This is a genomic window from Cedecea davisae DSM 4568 (assembly GCF_000412335.2).
In the GTDB taxonomy this organism is placed as follows: domain Bacteria; phylum Pseudomonadota; class Gammaproteobacteria; order Enterobacterales; family Enterobacteriaceae; genus Cedecea; species Cedecea davisae.
This window is the reverse complement of sequence record NZ_KE161030.1, coordinates 1818622-1835144: the sequence shown is the minus strand read 5'-3', so window position 1 is coordinate 1835144 and position 16523 is coordinate 1818622. Positions and strand designations below refer to the sequence as shown.

At 55.5% G+C, this 16523-nt stretch carries 14 protein-coding genes; 5 read left to right on the top strand and 9 right to left on the bottom strand.

The annotated features are described in order from the left end of the window. Positions 1 to 32: 32 nt before the first annotated feature. The 3 genes from HMPREF0201_RS08595 to HMPREF0201_RS08585 form a co-directional block, all read right to left on the bottom strand. The gene (locus HMPREF0201_RS08595; protein WP_016536184.1) at positions 33 to 1688 is read right to left on the bottom strand and encodes a glucan biosynthesis protein D; all 1656 of its coding nucleotides are present in this window, start codon (positions 1686 to 1688) and stop codon (positions 33 to 35) included. A gap of 270 nt (positions 1689 to 1958) precedes the next feature. Beyond that, entirely contained in the window at positions 1959 to 2735 is a 777-nt protein-coding gene (locus HMPREF0201_RS08590; RefSeq protein WP_039898167.1) for a transporter substrate-binding domain-containing protein, read from the bottom strand. Positions 2736 to 2746: 11 nt separating this feature from the next. Further along, positions 2747 to 3916 carry a pyridoxal phosphate-dependent aminotransferase gene (locus HMPREF0201_RS08585; RefSeq protein WP_039898166.1) on the bottom strand — a complete coding sequence of 390 codons (1170 nt, stop codon included), beginning with the start codon at positions 3914 to 3916 and terminating at the stop codon, positions 2747 to 2749. Positions 3917 to 4034: 118 nt separating this feature from the next. On the opposite strand from HMPREF0201_RS08585, the gene HMPREF0201_RS08580 reads away from it, so the two are divergent. Beyond that, positions 4035 to 4886: a LysR family transcriptional regulator gene (locus HMPREF0201_RS08580; protein ID WP_039898164.1), complete on the top strand. Its 852-nt coding sequence runs from the start codon at positions 4035 to 4037 to the stop codon at positions 4884 to 4886. Here HMPREF0201_RS08580 and HMPREF0201_RS08575 read toward each other — a convergent pair. Beyond that, positions 4873 to 6375, bottom strand: a complete 1503-nt coding sequence (locus HMPREF0201_RS08575) for a carboxylesterase/lipase family protein (protein ID WP_016536180.1) — start codon at positions 6373 to 6375, stop codon at positions 4873 to 4875. The two genes, HMPREF0201_RS08580 and HMPREF0201_RS08575, sit on opposite strands and share 14 nt — an antisense overlap. Positions 6376 to 6416: 41 nt before the next feature. Beyond that, entirely contained in the window at positions 6417 to 7760 is a 1344-nt protein-coding gene (gene hglS, locus HMPREF0201_RS08570; RefSeq protein ID WP_016536179.1) for a 2-oxoadipate dioxygenase/decarboxylase HglS, read from the bottom strand. A gap of 379 nt (positions 7761 to 8139) precedes the next feature. Between hglS and HMPREF0201_RS08565 the strand changes: the two genes are divergently transcribed. Continuing rightward, positions 8140 to 9063, top strand: coding sequence for a LysR substrate-binding domain-containing protein (locus HMPREF0201_RS08565; RefSeq protein ID WP_016536178.1), 924 nt, complete (start codon positions 8140 to 8142; stop codon positions 9061 to 9063). A 24-nt stretch (positions 9064 to 9087) separates the two neighbouring features. Here HMPREF0201_RS08565 and smrA read toward each other — a convergent pair whose 3' ends face one another. Then, entirely contained in the window at positions 9088 to 9651 is a 564-nt protein-coding gene (gene smrA, locus HMPREF0201_RS08560) for a DNA endonuclease SmrA (RefSeq protein WP_039898163.1), read from the bottom strand. A 379-nt stretch (positions 9652 to 10030) separates the two neighbouring features. On the opposite strand from smrA, the gene ogt reads away from it, so the two are divergent. The 3 genes from ogt (at position 10031) to uspE (ending at position 12581) form a co-directional block, all read left to right on the top strand. After that, positions 10031 to 10546, top strand: a complete 516-nt coding sequence (gene ogt / locus HMPREF0201_RS08555) for a methylated-DNA--[protein]-cysteine S-methyltransferase (RefSeq protein ID WP_039898162.1) — start codon at positions 10031 to 10033, stop codon at positions 10544 to 10546. Between the two features lie 197 nt (positions 10547 to 10743). Continuing rightward, entirely contained in the window at positions 10744 to 11496 is a 753-nt protein-coding gene (gene fnr / locus HMPREF0201_RS08550; protein ID WP_147293938.1) for a fumarate/nitrate reduction transcriptional regulator Fnr, read from the top strand. A gap of 134 nt (positions 11497 to 11630) precedes the next feature. After that, the gene (gene uspE / locus HMPREF0201_RS08545) at positions 11631 to 12581 is read left to right on the top strand and encodes a universal stress protein UspE (protein WP_016536173.1); all 951 of its coding nucleotides are present in this window, start codon (positions 11631 to 11633) and stop codon (positions 12579 to 12581) included. Positions 12582 to 12638: 57 nt separating this feature from the next. On the opposite strand, the gene HMPREF0201_RS23040 is transcribed toward uspE, so the two are convergent. The 3 genes from HMPREF0201_RS23040 to pntA all read right to left on the bottom strand — a co-directional run bounded on the left by HMPREF0201_RS23040 (position 12639) and on the right by pntA (position 15838). Then, positions 12639 to 12776 carry a hypothetical protein gene (locus tag HMPREF0201_RS23040; RefSeq protein WP_016536172.1) on the bottom strand — a complete coding sequence of 46 codons (138 nt, stop codon included), beginning with the start codon at positions 12774 to 12776 and terminating at the stop codon, positions 12639 to 12641. Positions 12777 to 12912: 136 nt separating this feature from the next. After that, entirely contained in the window at positions 12913 to 14301 is a 1389-nt protein-coding gene (gene pntB, locus HMPREF0201_RS08540) for a Re/Si-specific NAD(P)(+) transhydrogenase subunit beta (protein WP_016536171.1), read from the bottom strand. 10 nt (positions 14302 to 14311) lie between these two features. Next, complete coding sequence (pntA, locus tag HMPREF0201_RS08535; RefSeq protein ID WP_039898158.1) at positions 14312 to 15838, bottom strand: Re/Si-specific NAD(P)(+) transhydrogenase subunit alpha; 1527 nt, start codon at positions 15836 to 15838, stop codon at positions 14312 to 14314. Between the last annotated feature and the right edge of the window lie 685 nt (positions 15839 to 16523).

Here is a 16523-nt window from a genome sequence, read left to right as displayed (position 1 = left end):
CCCCGCTGCTTTTACACGGCGGGGCTGGATGATTAACGCATTTCGCGGTCGTCGACGTACTTACGCTTGTCCGGCGGCGGCGGGAAATACTGATAAAGCCAGGTTTCACTGATGGCCTTACCCTGGCAACGCAGGAACATGCGCATCTCAACCGGGTCGGTGGAGTCGTTGGTCGGATACCAGTCAAACAGAATGCGGTAACCGTCAAACGGCTCGACGTAGAGGATCTCAACCTGCTTCGCTTCGCCGTTGGAGAGCGTAATGACCGGCTCAATGCCCTTCGGCGCGGCGGCTTTCAGGTCACCGCCTACAAAGTCGATGGCAAAGCGGCGCGACCATTTTTCCGGGAAGTGCTCGCCCGGCGCCCAGCCTTCCGGGAAGCTGCCCATGCCGGTGCGGGTGGCGTAAACGCGCGCCAGCGGCGTAGTAACCGGCGGCAGACCGCTCCAGTAGAGGCGGTATTTGAAATCAAACTCATCCCCGGCTTTCACCGGCTTTTCCGGCTGCCAGAAGCAGACGATGTTATCCAGCGTTTCGCCGGTGGTCGGGATCTCCATCAGGCCAACGGTGCCTTTGCCCCACTTGTTGCGCGGCTCCACCCACAGACTCGGGCGCTTGTTGTACCAGCCCATGATGTCCTGATAGCTGGCAAAATCGTGATCCAGCTGCAACAGGCCGAAGCCCTTCGGGTTCTCATCCATAAACGCGTTGAATTGCAGCTTTTGCGGGTTATTCAGCGGGCGGCAGATCCACTCGCCGTTGCCGCGCCACATGGCCAGGCGGTCTGAGTCATGAATTTGCGGATGAATGGTGTCGCAGGTGCGGCGTTCATTGGTTCCGCAGGCGAACATGCTGGTCATCGGCGCGATGCCCAATTGCTTGATGTCTTTGCGGGCAAACAGGTGGTTATCCACATCCATCACTACGCGCTCGGACTCGCAGCTGATGGTGAACTTATACGCGCCGGTGACGCTCGGGCTGTCCAGGAGGGCATAAACCACGAAAGTAGTGTCGGAAGCTTTAGGCGTTTCGAACCAGAACGAGGTGAAGTCCGGGAACTCTTCCGGCGTATCGGTAAAGGTGTCAACGGCCAGGCCACGCGCGGAAAGGCCATACTGATATGTGCTGTCCACGGCGCGGAAGTAGCTGGCGCCGAGGAATGAAACGACGTCACGGCGGGCAAGTTCTGGCGCTTTAAACACTTTTAAGCCGGCAAAACCGAGATCGGTCTGGCCTTCAAGCTGCCTGGTATCGACGCCCGCGTCGTTGTAGTTAAACAGCTCCGGGCGGAAGTGGATTTCGCGAGCCTGGTGGGTTGCGGAGTCCAGGGAAAACATTCTGACGCGGCGGCGGAATCCCATGCCGACGTGGAAAAACTGCACGTCGAGCTGGCGATTGTCGATATTGTTCCACAGCGAATGATCGGCATCGTACTGGATGCTGTTGTAGGCCTGAGGCGTCAGGTTGGCAAGGGTATTTGGCAGCGGTCGGGGTGCTCCACCCCAGGGTTTCTTCGACAGGTCATGGGCCATTCCCTGTAATACCGCAAAGTCGAACGCGGTGGAGTGGCCGTCCGCAATGCCGGACTCGGCTGCAAAGGCGCTTCGGGAGAACAGCGTGGCAAGGGTCGGCGTGCCGCAGGCAGCGGCGAGAGCCATAGAGGCCTGGATAAAACGTCTGCGATTCATGCCTGAGAAATCGTCCTTATGTGTCGATGTGTTTCGTCCCGCCCGGCGGGCAGAACAGCGGCAAGAGACTGCTACCTGTACGACCGCACACTCTAGACAAAATTCACAATGAATCCAATGGGCGGCGAAGCTTTCCGGGGATTGAACGAAGGTTTTTTTTATGGAAACCAGATATAGCCGAAAATTTTGCAATTCTCCGGCAAGAAAAGGCGGCACGCGAGGAGATATCGCCCCGGAGCTGCACGCTTATCGGGGCGATATCTGACGGGGTTATTTCACGCTAACGTCGATACCGGGAAAGAATTTCTGCGCCAGCTTCGTTACGGTGCCGTCGGCTTTAACTTTGTCGATGGCCGCATCCAGTTCTTTTTTAGTGACAGCGTCACCTTTACGCAAACCAAAACCGATCCCGCTCCCGAGAATGGTGTCGTCGCTCACCGGCTTGCCGATAAAGCCAAAGCCTTTGCCCTGCGGCGTACTCAGGAACCCGGCCTGACCGGCGGCGGACATCACCAGCGAGGCGTCGATACGGCCATTCAGCAGGTCGGCCCAGGCCATATTCTGGTCTTTGTACGACACTACGCTAACGCCCTGCTTTTCCCAGTGCTCTTTCGCGTAGGTTTCCTGAATCGAGCCTTGCAGAACGCCTATAGATTTGCCTTTCAGCCCCTCCGCCGTGGCTTGCAGGCCACTGCCTTCTTTGCCCACCAGTTGGGAAGGAATCCGGTAGATTGGCTGGGTGAAATCAATGCTTTTCTGGCGCTGGGCGGTAATGTTCATCGCCGAGTTGATGGCGTCGAATTTCTTCGCCGCAAGCCCCGGAATCAGTGCGTCAAACGAGGTTTCAACCCAGGTGCATTTGAGGCTGGCTGCCTGGCAAATCGCTTTCCCCAGTTCAATATCAAAGCCTTCCAGCTCGCCCGCGCTGTTGCGGCTTTCAAACGGCGGATATTCGGCTTCGAGGCCATAACGCAGCTCGCCGGCCGCCAGCGCAGAAAACGAAGAGCACAGCCCAATAAGCAAACTAAGCGCATAAACTTTTTTCATCATGACCCCTTTCAGCGTGGCTTAACCCGGCACAGCGCCTGCGCGCCCGCCCGTAATGTGGCTTCATCTTTGGCAAATGACAGCCTGATAATTTTGTTATCGGTACCGTCGGTATAAAACGCAGAGAGCGGGATGGTTGCCACTCCGTATTCGGTAATCAAACGCTTCACCATTTCGCTGTCGGACTCGTCGCTGAAGTGGCCAAAACGAGCCAGCAGGAAGAAGGATCCGGCGCTCGGCAGCAGCTCGAATGGCGACTCCGCCAGCAGAGACTGCATTAAATCACGCTTGCGCTGGTAAAGGCTCGCCAGCGAGAGATAAGTTTGCGGATCGCTCATGTAATCAGCAAAAGCGTGCTGCATTGGCGTATCGGCTGAAAACATCAGGAACTGATGCACCTTGCAAATCTCATCCATCAACGCGGCGGGCGCCAGGCAGTACCCCACGCGCCAGCCGGTAACATGGAAGGTTTTGCCAAACGATGAAACGATAACGCTACGCTCGGCAAGCTGCGGGTGCGTGGCCATGCCGTGATGCTTTTGTCCGTCAAACACGATGTGCTCGTACACTTCGTCAGACAGGACAACGATATCCGTATTACGGGTAAGCGCCGCCAGCATTTCGAGATCATGAGCGCTGAACACCTGCCCGCTTGGGTTATGCGGCGTGTTGACAATAATCATGCGGGTACGCGGCGTTATGGCAGCGCGCACTTCATCCCAGTTAATGGTGAAGTCAGGCAGGCTGAGCTTAAGGGCAACCGGCGTTGCGCCCTGGAGCCGAACAATCGGCGCGTAGCTGTCAAAAGAGGGTTCGAAATAGATAACTTCGTCGCCGGGGTGTACCAGTCCGCCGATAGCGGAATACAGCCCTTCGCTGGCGCTGGCGGTAACCAGCACTTCATCCGCCGGATCGTAGGTTGAGCCGTAAAGCGCCGCGACTTTTTCAGCAATAAGATTTTTCAGCGACGCAAGTCCGGTCATGGACGCATACTGGTTATGCCCCTCCTGCATTGCCCTGGTGACTCCGGCAATAAGCTGCGGGTCACAGGGGAAGTTGGGCGCGCCCTGAGAAAGGTTGATCGCCTTATGTTGGGCGGAAAGCTGACCGATAACCGTAAATATGGTGGTTCCTACATCCGGCAGTTTTGAACGATGTTGCACCGGGGTTTGCATGGCCATAGCCGCTCCTGAACAATATGCGATTTGCATAACTATTCAATCCGGATGCGATTGCCACGACAATCGAATTGTTGTCATAATAGCCATGCAAAAAATGCATAGCTCAACGGAGAGCATCATGACGCGGCGCAATTTTCCCCTGAATACTCTGGACGCTTTTCTCGTCACCGCCAGGCACCTGAACCTGACCAGGGCCGCGAAGGAACTTTGCCTCACCCAGGGCGCCGTCAGCCGCAAAATTGCCGCCCTCGAACAGTGGCTTGGCTTTGCGCTTTTTGAACGCCACGCGCGCGGGCTGCGCCTTACGCCACAGGGCAGCGCCCTGCTCCCGGAATTACAAAGCGCGTTCAATAATCTGCTGGACGTAGCCGACCGCGCCTGCCACAAGCCAGAAATTATTCGTCTTAAAGCGCCAACCTGCGCGATGCGCTGGCTGGTGCCAAAGCTGATTCAGCTTGAACAACGCATGCCGGAGCTACAGGTTGCGCTGACCACGACCGTTGAGCACGGCGTGAACTTCAAAAATGAGCCGTTTGACGCGGCAATTGTTTTTGGGCAGTCGGCGAAAACCGGCACGCTGTTGTTCGAGGAGGCGCTGACGCCGGTTGTAAGCCAGAGCCTGCTGCCAAAAGAAGATAGCGGCTGGGAAAGACTGACATTTTTGCACCCAACGCGGGACCGCACCGACTGGTCACTCTGGCAGACCGGGTTTTCTGCGCCCTGGCAGGCAATGAGTAAAAATCAGCATTTTGACACTATGGATCTCGCCATCAGCGCCGCTATTCAGGGGTTTGGGATCGCCATCGCCGATGAAACGCTGGTGGCAGAAGATATTCGTACCGGGCGGCTGGTCAGGCCGTTTGATCGCAGTGTAAAAACCGGTGCGGGCTACCGTCTGGCGGTTAAACCCGGCAGCGAGCACGCCGCCGGGCTTGAAGCATTTTGCCATGAGTTGCTCAGTCAAGGCTGACGTGATGCTTCATGACCCGCTTAAACAGCTGCATTCTCATGCGCATAAAGCGGTTTTCCACTTTGAACCGCGCCCGCGAGTGAACGCCTAACCGCATCGTTCGGTCCTTGCCGCGAACGCAGGCAGGCCAGCTTAGCGGGCCCGGTATCGCTTTACTGTGGGGACCGGCGCTGCGGGCAAAACGGGTCCAGTAGTCACAAATTTGCCCGGCAAACGTGAGATCGTTTTGGTTGACGTATTCACTTGCGGGTGGCGTCAGACTTAACGTGTCAAAAACATACGGCACTTCGTTGCCGTGCCAGGTGCCGTTGGCATAGATTTTACGTTCCGCCTCCGCCACATAATCAAAATAGTAGCGCCAGCAGGGCTGATTGACCCGCTGCTGGGCCTGCATCACAACAAAACCCAGCGTGGTAAAAGCCATATCGCGGCACACCTGTCGCCCGAGTTCGGCATCCCCTTTCACTCCGGGATACAGCAGTTTGATAAGCCCCAGTCCGAAACGCCGCTCCCGGCGCAGCAGTTCGACCTGCCCGGCAGGATCGATGCCGAAGTAGCTCAGCACGCTTGCCTCGTCGCTGTTGCTCCCGACCATCAAGGGCATGCGGTGCTGACGCCCGGCGAAGAATATATCCAGCATCGGCTCAGGCAGCACGACGTCGCCGGAGATTGGCGTTGGACCAATGTTAAGCGGCCCTTCAAGCGCCCACAGCCCATCCGCAGGCAGAGCGCGGAGTTCATCCGCTGTGGCATTTTGCAGCCCGTAATGACCGGCCAGCGCTACGCCACGTTTCAGGGCTTTCTTCCTGTCGACATCCGGCAACGTGTAGGCGCTTTGTATAATACCTTTGTGGAAAAGGTTTTTCGCCAGCGGCGACGCCAGCAGCGAAAGCACGCTACGCGCCCCGGCAGACTCGCCAAACAGCGTGACATTCCCCGCGTCGCCGCCGAAAGCAGCGATATTTTCCTGCACCCATTTCAGGGCAGCAATTTGGTCTAAAAGCGCGAAATTATGAACCGGGCCGTCTGGATTTTCTTCATCCAGCGCCGGATGGGCGAAAAAGCCGAGATGGCCAAGACGGTAATTCACCGTCACCAGGACTACATCCCGCGAGGCGAAGGCTGCTCCATCGTAGGGCGGCAGCGAGCCTGCGCCGATAGTGTAGCCCCCACCGTGCAGCCAGACCATAACCGGCAGCGGCTCCGCATCCCGCCGGGCCGGGGTCCAGATATTGAGATACAGGCAATCTTCAGAAAACTGGCCGGGATCGCCGCCGCCAACCGCTTTGCAGTATTCGAGGCTTTGCCAGCATGCAGGCGCAAATGTATCCGCCTGGCGGATACCCTGCCAGTGCGCCGGGGGACGAGGTGCCCGCCAGCGCAGTTCACCCACCGGCGGAGCGGCAAAGGGGATGCCGCGATAGACCGCAACTTTCCCCTGAAGAACGCCGCTCAGTCTCCCCTGAGCAACGCTAACAACTTGTTCCATCTGCTGTTCCTTGTTACTGACACTCCAGCAGGGTAGCGCGTTTACAGCAAACCGCAACGGCGTTTACTGCGATCCTCGGCCTGCTGATAGAGGGCGAACTCGTCTGCAACCTCTGCGCCAAGGGCCTGTTCAAACTCGCTGCGGCTGGAATGGCCGTGCTGCCGTTGCCCGCCGTCGCTGCCAAGGTTTGACTGGAAAATACCCGCCGCGCTGACCGGGAGGAAATCTTCATAAATAACCGGCTGCGCCACCAGCCAGCCGCGTTCTATAAGCAGCTGCGGGTCGTCGCCTGGCTTGATTGAGTGGCGGTGCATTTCGCCAACGGGCGTCAAACGATAGCGGAAATAGGCCAGCCCCTGGCGGCGCAGCAGCGCGTCGCTGTCCGGGAAACGGCTGAACACTTCGTGTAAATGCTGCTGGTGGCTGAGATTATCCGTGCCGTTGCCCGCCGCCAGCAGCAGTTCGTCGTACAGCGCCCGGCCTTTCGGCGTCAGCGCTACGCCGCGCTGTTCTATTTCGCCGAAACGGGCGGTATGCGTTCCGTGATGCTCACCGGCGAACAAAATAGGCTCTTCCAGCGCTTTAAAGCTGGTCTGGCGCAGTAAAATCGGGCGCTCGCGGCGCGGCGGCCCTTCGATAATGGCTTTTGGGGTAATTCCGCGTTCCGGCATCAGCGACTGCACGCGGTCGATATCGAGCGTGCGCGGGGTCAGGTGGTTAATGTGGCAGCCACGGAAGCAGACTACATCGGCGATCAGCCGGTGCTCATCATGCAACGCGCGGTAGGTTTCGGCGTCAACCGTTGCGTGCTGGTGCCAGCGGAATGTTTCCAGCGCCTCGGCCACAAACTCATCGGCCTGCGCTTCGCTAAAACCGCCTTGTTGCTCATAGAGATCCAACATTTCGCGGCAGCGCGGGGTAAAAATATCCCGCTTCGCCAGAATGGCAGCGGCTCGGGTTCTGAGTTCGGGGTTATCAATCAACTCAAGGCGCATCAGCGAGGTAAACACGCGAAACGGATTACGGGCCAGCGCCTGGTCATCCACCGGGCGAAACGCGGTTGAATGCACCGGCACGCCCGCCTGCGAGAGATCGTAATAGCCGACAGGGTGCATCCCCATCACCTGAAAAACTCGCCTGAGGATGGCCAACTCTTCCGCTTTCCCCACCCGAATCGCGCCGTGGCGTTCCACGTTGAGCCTTGCCAGCTCGTCGGCATTTTCCAGCTGCTGATGCAGTTCCGGGTCGTTTTCCAGCACCGCGAAATTCACATCGGCCACAAGTTCTAACAAACTGCCGTACTGCGGCACTTCTTGCTGGTACATCGCCGACATAGCTTGCGAAAATTTGTCCCGAATCTCATCGGCCGTGATGGTGTTCGCCATGATGTCATGCCTCCAGTGGATATTGCTGAAAGCGTAGAGCCTGGCGAGTCGGCCAGGTGGAAGAATTTCCGTTTTGTGATCTGCTTTGCAGCGCCTAAAAAGTAATTTGTTTCAGCGTATTACATAACATCGTGTTATGAGGAATCGCCGCCCGGCAGATTCTAAATTAACAATAAATTAACTAAAACAGGCGAGGCTAAATTCTGCTGGCGATGCCGCTTTTCGGCACTATCTGGTTATCCTGCTGAGCAAAAATTCTTCTGATATAAATCGCTTATGTTGCTACCCATAGCTAAATGTTAATGATATTTTGCAATCAGGTTATCAAAATCAAACAACGAAGCTTGTCAGCACAACCGGTCTGTTTTTAACATCGCCTATGGAAAAAAATGCTCTTTTCAGTCAGCGCATTCGCCTGCGCCATTTGCATACTTTCGTAGCCGTCGCCCAGCAGGGAACCCTGGGTCGCGCGGCTGAAACCCTTAACCTTAGCCAGCCAGCGCTCTCCAAAACCCTTAATGAACTGGAGCAGTTGACCGGCACCCGCCTGTTCGAACGTGGCCGCCTCGGCGCGCAATTAACCCTGACGGGCGAGCAGTTTTTGACCCATGCGGTTAAAGTTCTCGACGCCCTGAATCATGCCGGGCAGTCGTTTAACCGCAAAGACGAAAACGGCCCGGATGTGGTGAGAATTGGCGCTTTGCCAACCGCTGCCCTGGGCATTTTGCCGACCGTAATTGGCGAGTTTCATAAGCAACAAAGCGACGTGACGCTTCAGGTTGGCACCATGAATAACACCATGCTGCTGGCGGGGCTTAAGTCCGGTGAACTGGATTTGGGCATCGGGAGGATGTCTGACCCGGAGCTGATGACCGGGCTAAATTATGAGCTACTATTCCTTGAGTCGCTGAAGCTGGTGGTGCGCCCTAACCACCCTCTGCTGCATGAAAACATTACCCTGAGCCGGGTGATGGAGTGGCCCGCCGTCGTTTCGCCGCAGGGAACGGTGCCGCGTGATAACGCCGAATCGCTGCTGGCGGCCCAGGGCTGCAAGCTGCCTTCGACCTGCATCGAGACTCTTTCTGCCTCGCTTTCGCGTCAGCTTACCGTGGACTACAACTACGTCTGGTTTGTGCCGTCCGGCGCGGTGAAGGATGATTTGCGCCAGGGCACGCTGACCGCGCTGCCGGTCGCCATTCCGGGCGCAGGAGAGCCTATCGGCATTCTCACCCGGGTGGACAGGCCGCTTTCAACCGCCGCACAAATCTTGCTTTCTTCGATTCGGAAATCTATGCCGGGTTAAAAATAACGAAGCGCAGCCGTTTTTTCAGCGGCTGCGCTTGGCGTGTTTTTCCCAGGTTTCGAGCTTGGCCTGCTCGGACTTTTTCAGCGCCACATAGCAGGCACCGCTCCCGCCGTGGTGCGGCATCGCCACGCAAAAAGCCTGAACTTCGTCGAATTCCACCAGCCAGCGGGCGAGAAAACTGCGCACTACATTGGGGTGAGATTTATCTTCGCGCCCTTTGCCATGAACGATCAGCAAATTACGCAGGCCGTCCTGCTTCGCCTGCATAATGTAAGCGAACAGCAGTTGGCGGCAGCGTTCCACCGGCTGGCGCAGCAGGTTCAGGCTCGCCTGCTGGCTGTATTTTCCCTGGCGCAGCTTGTCCAGCACGCCGTTTTGCAGCCCTTCCCGTTTATACTCAAGCTGCGTACCCAGCGGCACGATTTCCAAAAAATCTGTAGTCAGGAAGTTATCCAGCTGGAGCAGGTCCGGCTTAGCGACGATGTGCTCTTTTTGAGGTTTGATCCACTGGCTGTCCGCGCAGTTTTTCAGCGGCTTGACATCCTCCATGGCGTCAAGAAAAAGCGATTTGTCGTCAAGGTTCACGGTCAATCCTCCTGCATTATCTGCGGCTACTATAACCTCGCATTTGCCCCGGCTCAACGGGTCTGCCGGGCGCAAAGCCATCGGTTCGGCAGTTCATTATTTGGAAACTCAGATTCCGCAACCGCAAATAATCGCTTTGCCTGTTCGTTAACAAAACGTGAAATAAATAACAGACTCACGAATAAATAATAATTCCGCCATCAGGCCTGCCTGAGCAGCATTTTATTTATCTCATCTATGAATAAATCTACCCGCAGGCGAGCCCGGTTATTATGCTAATCCTTTTGGGGTCTGGTTGCCTTCCGGCAGCGCGTGCTATCTTTTGCTTCGGATAATTGGCCCGGGCATTCGCCCTCGCCTGCGTGAAACGGAGCAAGCTGTGCTGACGATACTGGAAGATAAAATTGACACCCCGGTAGGTCCACTATGGATTTTATGCGACGAGCAATTCAATCTGCGAGCCGTGGAGTGGGAAGAGCATAGCTCCCGCATGGAGCAGTTGCTGAATATTCATTATGGCACCCGGGGATTTCAGCGTATTGGCAGCGTTAACCCCAACGGGCTGAGCGACAAGCTGCGTGACTATTTTGAAGGCGATTTGGCGGTAATAGACGCTCTGCCGACGGCAACCGCAGGCACCGATTTTCAGCGCCAGGTCTGGCAGGCGCTGCGCGATATACCGTGCGGAAAAGTGATGCATTACGGAGAGCTTGCCGAACAGCTAGGCCGCGCCGGTGCTGCAAGAGCGGTTGGCGCCGCCAATGGCTCCAACCCGGTAAGTATCGTCGTGCCCTGCCATCGCGTTATCGGCCGCAACGGCACAATGACCGGGTATGCGGGCGGCGTTGCGCGTAAAGAATGGCTTTTGCGACATGAAGGTTATTTATTGCTGTAAGCAAATAGTGCCAAAAGTGCGGCTATTTTTTCCAGAATAAGGACGCCGTTCTTTAACGTTTCAACAAATTCAAAGAGATGGCGAGTTATTTTTTGCCGCCATCCTCTATGATCATCCGAATAGCGTTCTGCCAGACTTACTCTACCGGCAAAAAGATGTTAAAATTGACCAATATCAATTACGGTCAGAGCATATCTATGATCCCTGAAAAGCGTATTATTCGACGAATTCAGTCTGGCGGCTGCGCTATCCATTGCCAGGATTGCAGCATTAGCCAATTATGCATCCCCTTCACGCTTAATGAGCATGAACTCGATCAGCTCGATAATATCATCGAGCGTAAAAAACCGATTCAAAAGGGACAAACCCTGTTTAAAGCGGGTGATGAACTGAAATCGCTATACGCTATTCGCTCAGGCACCATAAAAAGCTACACCATTACCGAACAGGGCGATGAGCAGATCACCGGCTTCCATCTGGCGGGCGACCTGGTCGGCTTTGACGCCATCGGCACCGGCCACCATCCGAGCTTTGCTCAGGCGCTGGAAACCTCAATGGTTTGTGAAATCCCGTTTGAGACGCTTGATGACCTGTCCGGCAAGATGCCGAGCCTGCGTCAGCAGATGATGCGCCTGATGAGCGGCGAGATCAAAGGCGACCAGGACATGATCCTGCTGTTGTCCAAGAAGAATGCTGAAGAGCGCCTGGCGGCGTTCATTTATAACCTGTCCCGTCGCTTCGCCCAGCGTGGTTTCTCTCCGCGTGAGTTCCGCCTGACCATGACGCGCGGTGACATCGGTAACTATCTCGGTCTGACGGTTGAAACCATCAGCCGCCTGCTGGGTCGCTTCCAGAAAAGCGGCATGCTGGCGGTGAAGGGCAAATACATCACCATCGAGAATATCGACCTGCTCTCTGATTTAGCGGGTCAGTCGCGCAGCGTCGCGTGATAACCGCCCTCCTTTGCCGGATCGCCTTTTCTCTGTTTTATTGATCCGGCAAGGGCTGCCCACCTGTTTCATTCCCTGCTTATGGGTTAATCTTACTTTACAGACTGTGGTTAAGCAGTTGTAAGGAGACCTGTATGGCAAACTACCAAAACATGCTAGTCGCGATTGACCCCAACCAGGACGATCAACCTGCCCTGCGGCGAGCTGTTTATTTGCATCAACGGATTGGCGGCAGAATCAAAGCCTTCCTGCCCATCTATGACTTTTCCTACGAAATGACCACGCTTCTGTCACCTGACGAACGTACGGCGATGCGCAAAGGCGTTATCAGCCAGCGCACGGCCTGGATCAAACAGCAGGCCCAGTACTACATCGAAGCCGGTATTCCTATTGATATCAAAGTGGTGTGGCATAACCGCCCGTTTGAAGCCATCATCCAGGAAGTGATCGCCGGCGGCCACGACCTGATGCTAAAAATGGCGCACCAGCACGATAAGCTGGAAGCGGTTATCTTTACGCCTACCGACTGGCATTTGCTGCGCAAATGTCCTTGCCCAGTGTGGATGGTTAAAGATCAGCCCTGGCCGGAAGGCGGTAAGGCGCTGGTGGCGGTTAACCTGGCCAGCGAAGAGCTGTACCACAATGCGCTGAACGAAAAGCTGGTTAAAGAGACCCTTAAGCTTGCCGACGATGTTAACCACACCGAAGTGCATTTGATTGGCGCCTACCCGGTGACCCCAATCAATATTGCTATTGAACTCCCCGACTTTGATCCCAGCGTGTACAACGATGCGATTCGCGGCCAGCACCTCGTTGCGATGAAGGCGCTGCGTCAGAAATACGCCATTGATGAAAAAATGACCCACGTCGAGAAAGGGCTGCCCGAGGAAGTGATTCCCGATATGGCGGAACATCTCCAGGCGGGGATTGTTGTTCTGGGCACGGTTGGGCGAACAGGCCTGTCGGCGGCATTTCTTGGCAACACCGCCGAGCAGGTTATCGACCATCTTCGCTGTGATCTACTGGTGATAAAACCGGACGATTACCAGACGCCGGTCGAGCTGGATGACCCCGAAGACGACTAGCTGAAGCCTCTGAAGTAATGCAGCCCGCCACCAATCTGGCGGGCTTTTTATTGGCCTTCAGGCGTTATCATCAAGGCGGATAATCGCCCCTCGCAAATAATCGAGTACCGCTCTGTCGGCCTCAACCATCACCCCGCCTTGCGGCATCACCGCCCCTACATCTCCGATCCCACTGAGCGGCGGCGTCTTAAGCATTCTGTTTCTTGACCTTCCTGTGCAGAGTTTCCATCTGGTTAGTGCCCTATTTATTGCCTTCGGGATAGTGCTCTGTTCCGTTCAGACAAAAAAAAGCCGCCCCTTTGGGCGGCCTCGTGAACAGCGTATTGCAAACTCAGAGTGATTTGAGAATCGCCTCAACGCTTGCTTTAGCATCGCCAAACAGCATCTGCGTGTTCTCTTTAAAGAACAGCGGGTTCTGCACGCCAGCGTAGCCGGTGTTCATCGAACGTTTGAACACGATGACATTCTGAGCCTTCCACACTTCCAGCACCGGCATACCGGCAATTGGGCTGCGTGGATCTTCCTGAGCCGCCGGGTTGACGGTATCGTTAGCCCCGATAACCAGCACGGTGTCTGTGTCGGCAAAATCGTCGTTGATTTCGTCCATCTCCAGTACCACATCGTACGGCACGCGGGCCTCTGCCAGCAGCACGTTCATATGGCCCGGCAGGCGCCCCGCAACCGGGTGAATGCCGAAGCGCACTTTGATGCCGCGAGCGCGCAGTTTCTCTGTTATCTCAGCAACCGGGTACTGTGCCTGAGCAACAGCCATACCGTACCCCGGGGTGATGATGACCGAAGTGGAGTTTTTCAGCATTTCAGCGGTTTCTTCGGCGCTTACTTCACGGTGTTCGCCCGCTTCTTCCGTCTCACCGGTTGAGGAGCCATCCGTTCCGAAACCACCGGCAATCACGCTGACAAACGAGCGGTTCATCGCCTTACACATAATGTACGACAGGATGGCACCGGAAGAACCCACCAGCGCACCGGTGACGATCAGCAGGTCGTTGCTAAGCATAAAGCCCGCCGCCGCCGCCGCCCAGCCGGAGTAGGAGTTCAGCATAGAAACCACTACCGGCATATCCGCACCGCCGATGGAGGCAACCAGATGCCAGCCGAACGCCAGCGCAATAAGGGTCATCAGCAGCAGGGCTAATACCTGCAGGCCCACGCTTTCGGTACGCACAAACACGATCAGCAGCGCAAAGGAAACCACCAGCGCAGCGAGATTCAGCTTATGACGGTTAGGCAGCGTCAGCGGTTTAGACGAAATCTTGCCGCACAACTTACCAAACGCCACGATAGACCCGGTAAAGGTCACCGCCCCGATGAAGATCCCAAGGAATACCTCCGTCAGGTGGATATTCTCCAGGATTGGCTCGAGGCCCGGCGCATGATCGAGGTAGCTGTTAAAGCCCACCAGCACCGCGGCCAGACCGACAAAGCTGTGCAGCACCGCCACCAGCTCCGGCATCTCGGTCATCTCGACTTTCTTCGCCAGGCGAATACCGATTGCCCCGCCGATAACCATGGCGATGATGATCCACACCACGTTGCCGGTTTCCGGGCCGAAAATCGTCGCCACCAGGGCAATTGCCATCCCCGCGATCCCAAACAAGTTGCCCTGTTTTGAGGTCTCGTGTTTGGATAAGCCCGCCAGGCTGAAAATAAACAGGATCGCGGCAACAATGTATGCAGCTGTAACTAATCCTCCAGACATTTGTTACCCCTTAGTTCTTCCGGAACATTTTCAGCATGCGCTGAGTGACGGTGAATCCACCAAAAATATTGATACTGGCTATCAGCACAGCAATAAAGCTCAGCACGCTGACCCAGCCGCCGTGGCCGATTTGTAATAATGCGCCTACGACGATTATCCCGGAGATGGCGTTAGTGACCGACATCAAAGGAGTATGCAGCGCGTGCGAAACATTCCAGACCACGTAATAGCCCACCACGCAGGCCAGCGCGAACACGGTAAAGTGGCCGAGGAATTCTTTTGGCGCCACGCTTGCGAACCAGCCAAACAGAATAATCGCCAGCGCGATCAGGCCGTATTTAAACCATGGTGAAGTTGGTTTTTTCTCTTCAACAGGCTCGATTTTTGCCTTTGCCGCCTGCGGCTGGGCAGAAACCTGAATCGGCGGAGCGGGCCAGGTGACTTCACCTTCGCGGATAACCGTCACGCCGCGTACCACAACGTCTTCGAAATCAACGGTAATATTGCCGTCTTTCTCTTTGCACAGCAGCTTCATCAGGTTAACGAGGTTAGTGCCGTACAGCTGGGAAGACTGAGTCGGCAGGCGCCCCGGCAAATCGGTATAGCCGATGACCTTCACGCCGTTAGGCGTAATGGTCACCTGATTCGCCACGGTGTATTCGCAGTTACCACCATTTTGCGCAGCAAGATCGACAATCACGCTGCCCGCCTGCATGGAGTCAACCATCTCACGGGTGATAAGCTTCGGTGCGGGTTTACCCGGGATCAGGGCGGTAGTGACGATGATATCGACTTCTTTCGCCTGGGCGGCAAACAGCGCCATTTCTGCCTTAATAAAGGCTTCGGACATGACCTTCGCGTAGCCGTCACCGCTGCCCGCTTCTTCTTTGAAGTCCAGCTCGAGGAACTCCGCGCCCATACTCTGAACCTGCTCTTTAACCTCAGGGCGAGTATCAAACGCACGAACAATGGCACCAAGGCTATTCGCCGCCCCGATGGCCGCCAGGCCAGCAACACCCGCACCGATAACCATCACTTTGGCCGGAGGCACTTTACCGGCAGCGGTAATCTGGCCGGTAAAGAAGCGGCCAAACTCATGTGCGGCTTCAACAATTGCACGGTAGCCAGCAATGTTCGCCATAGAGCTAAGTGCATCCAGAGACTGGGCGCGCGAAATACGCGGCACGGAGTCCATCGCCATCACGGTAATATTGCGTGCGGCCAGTTTCTCAAGCAGCTCCGGGTTTTGCGCAGGCCAGATAAAACTCACCAGCGTAGAGCCTTCGCGCGCCAGTTCGATTTCGTTTTCCAGCGGCGCGTTCACTTTTAAAATTACGTCCGACTGCCAGACATCCGCGCTATCAGTGATGCTTGCGCCAACACGCTCATAAGCTTCGTCGTCAAAACTTGCAAGTTTTCCCGCATCACTCTCAATGGCGACCGTAAACCCCAGTTTAAGCAGCTGCTCAACCGTTTTCGGCGTGGCTGCTACTCGGGATTCATTGGTCAACCGCTCTTTTGGTACGCCAATACGCATAATATTCCCTTCCACCTGTTTTTGATGATGGTTTGCCAGACATTGCCGTGGCCAGACGCAAACATCCGCCCGCGCGCCGCCGGCAGATATCTTCTCCACGCTCACTTCAACAAAAATTAGATCTGTAACAAACTTTTTATAACCTACTGAAAATAACGACTGTGATCTACATCTGCATCCTGGTATTTGTATTTTTATCGCAAAAATTTAGTGCTGCGGCACCCAGGCAGTCGTTTTTACCGCTATTTAACCCTCAGAGCCTGATAATACGCTTAATAGAAGCCCGTCAACATGATTCTTACTCATAGCAAAACCAGCAATTAACAATAAATTAACCAAATAAGTCATAATCTTTAGCAGGCTTCAGACTTCAAAGGCTATTTTTTCAACTTATCTTTTTTCTCCAGCAGCAATATAATCCTGGATCGCCGCCGCAAGTAGTCGAATCCCCTCATCAATCGCCTCAACGGCCAGTGCTCGCAGTCCCGGTAACTGTAGTACACCATGCGAACCCGCAGCCATTCCTTGCACCATTCCCCATTACAGCCGGATTTACTTTTTGCTTTTGCTGGTGATAACCGCAATCAAACTACTGTGGGATGGCATCGCCGGTTATATGGGCTGAGAAACAGAAACCCCATGCCGGATTTAGACTTTAGCGGCACTTATCGCCAAGCAAACGGTT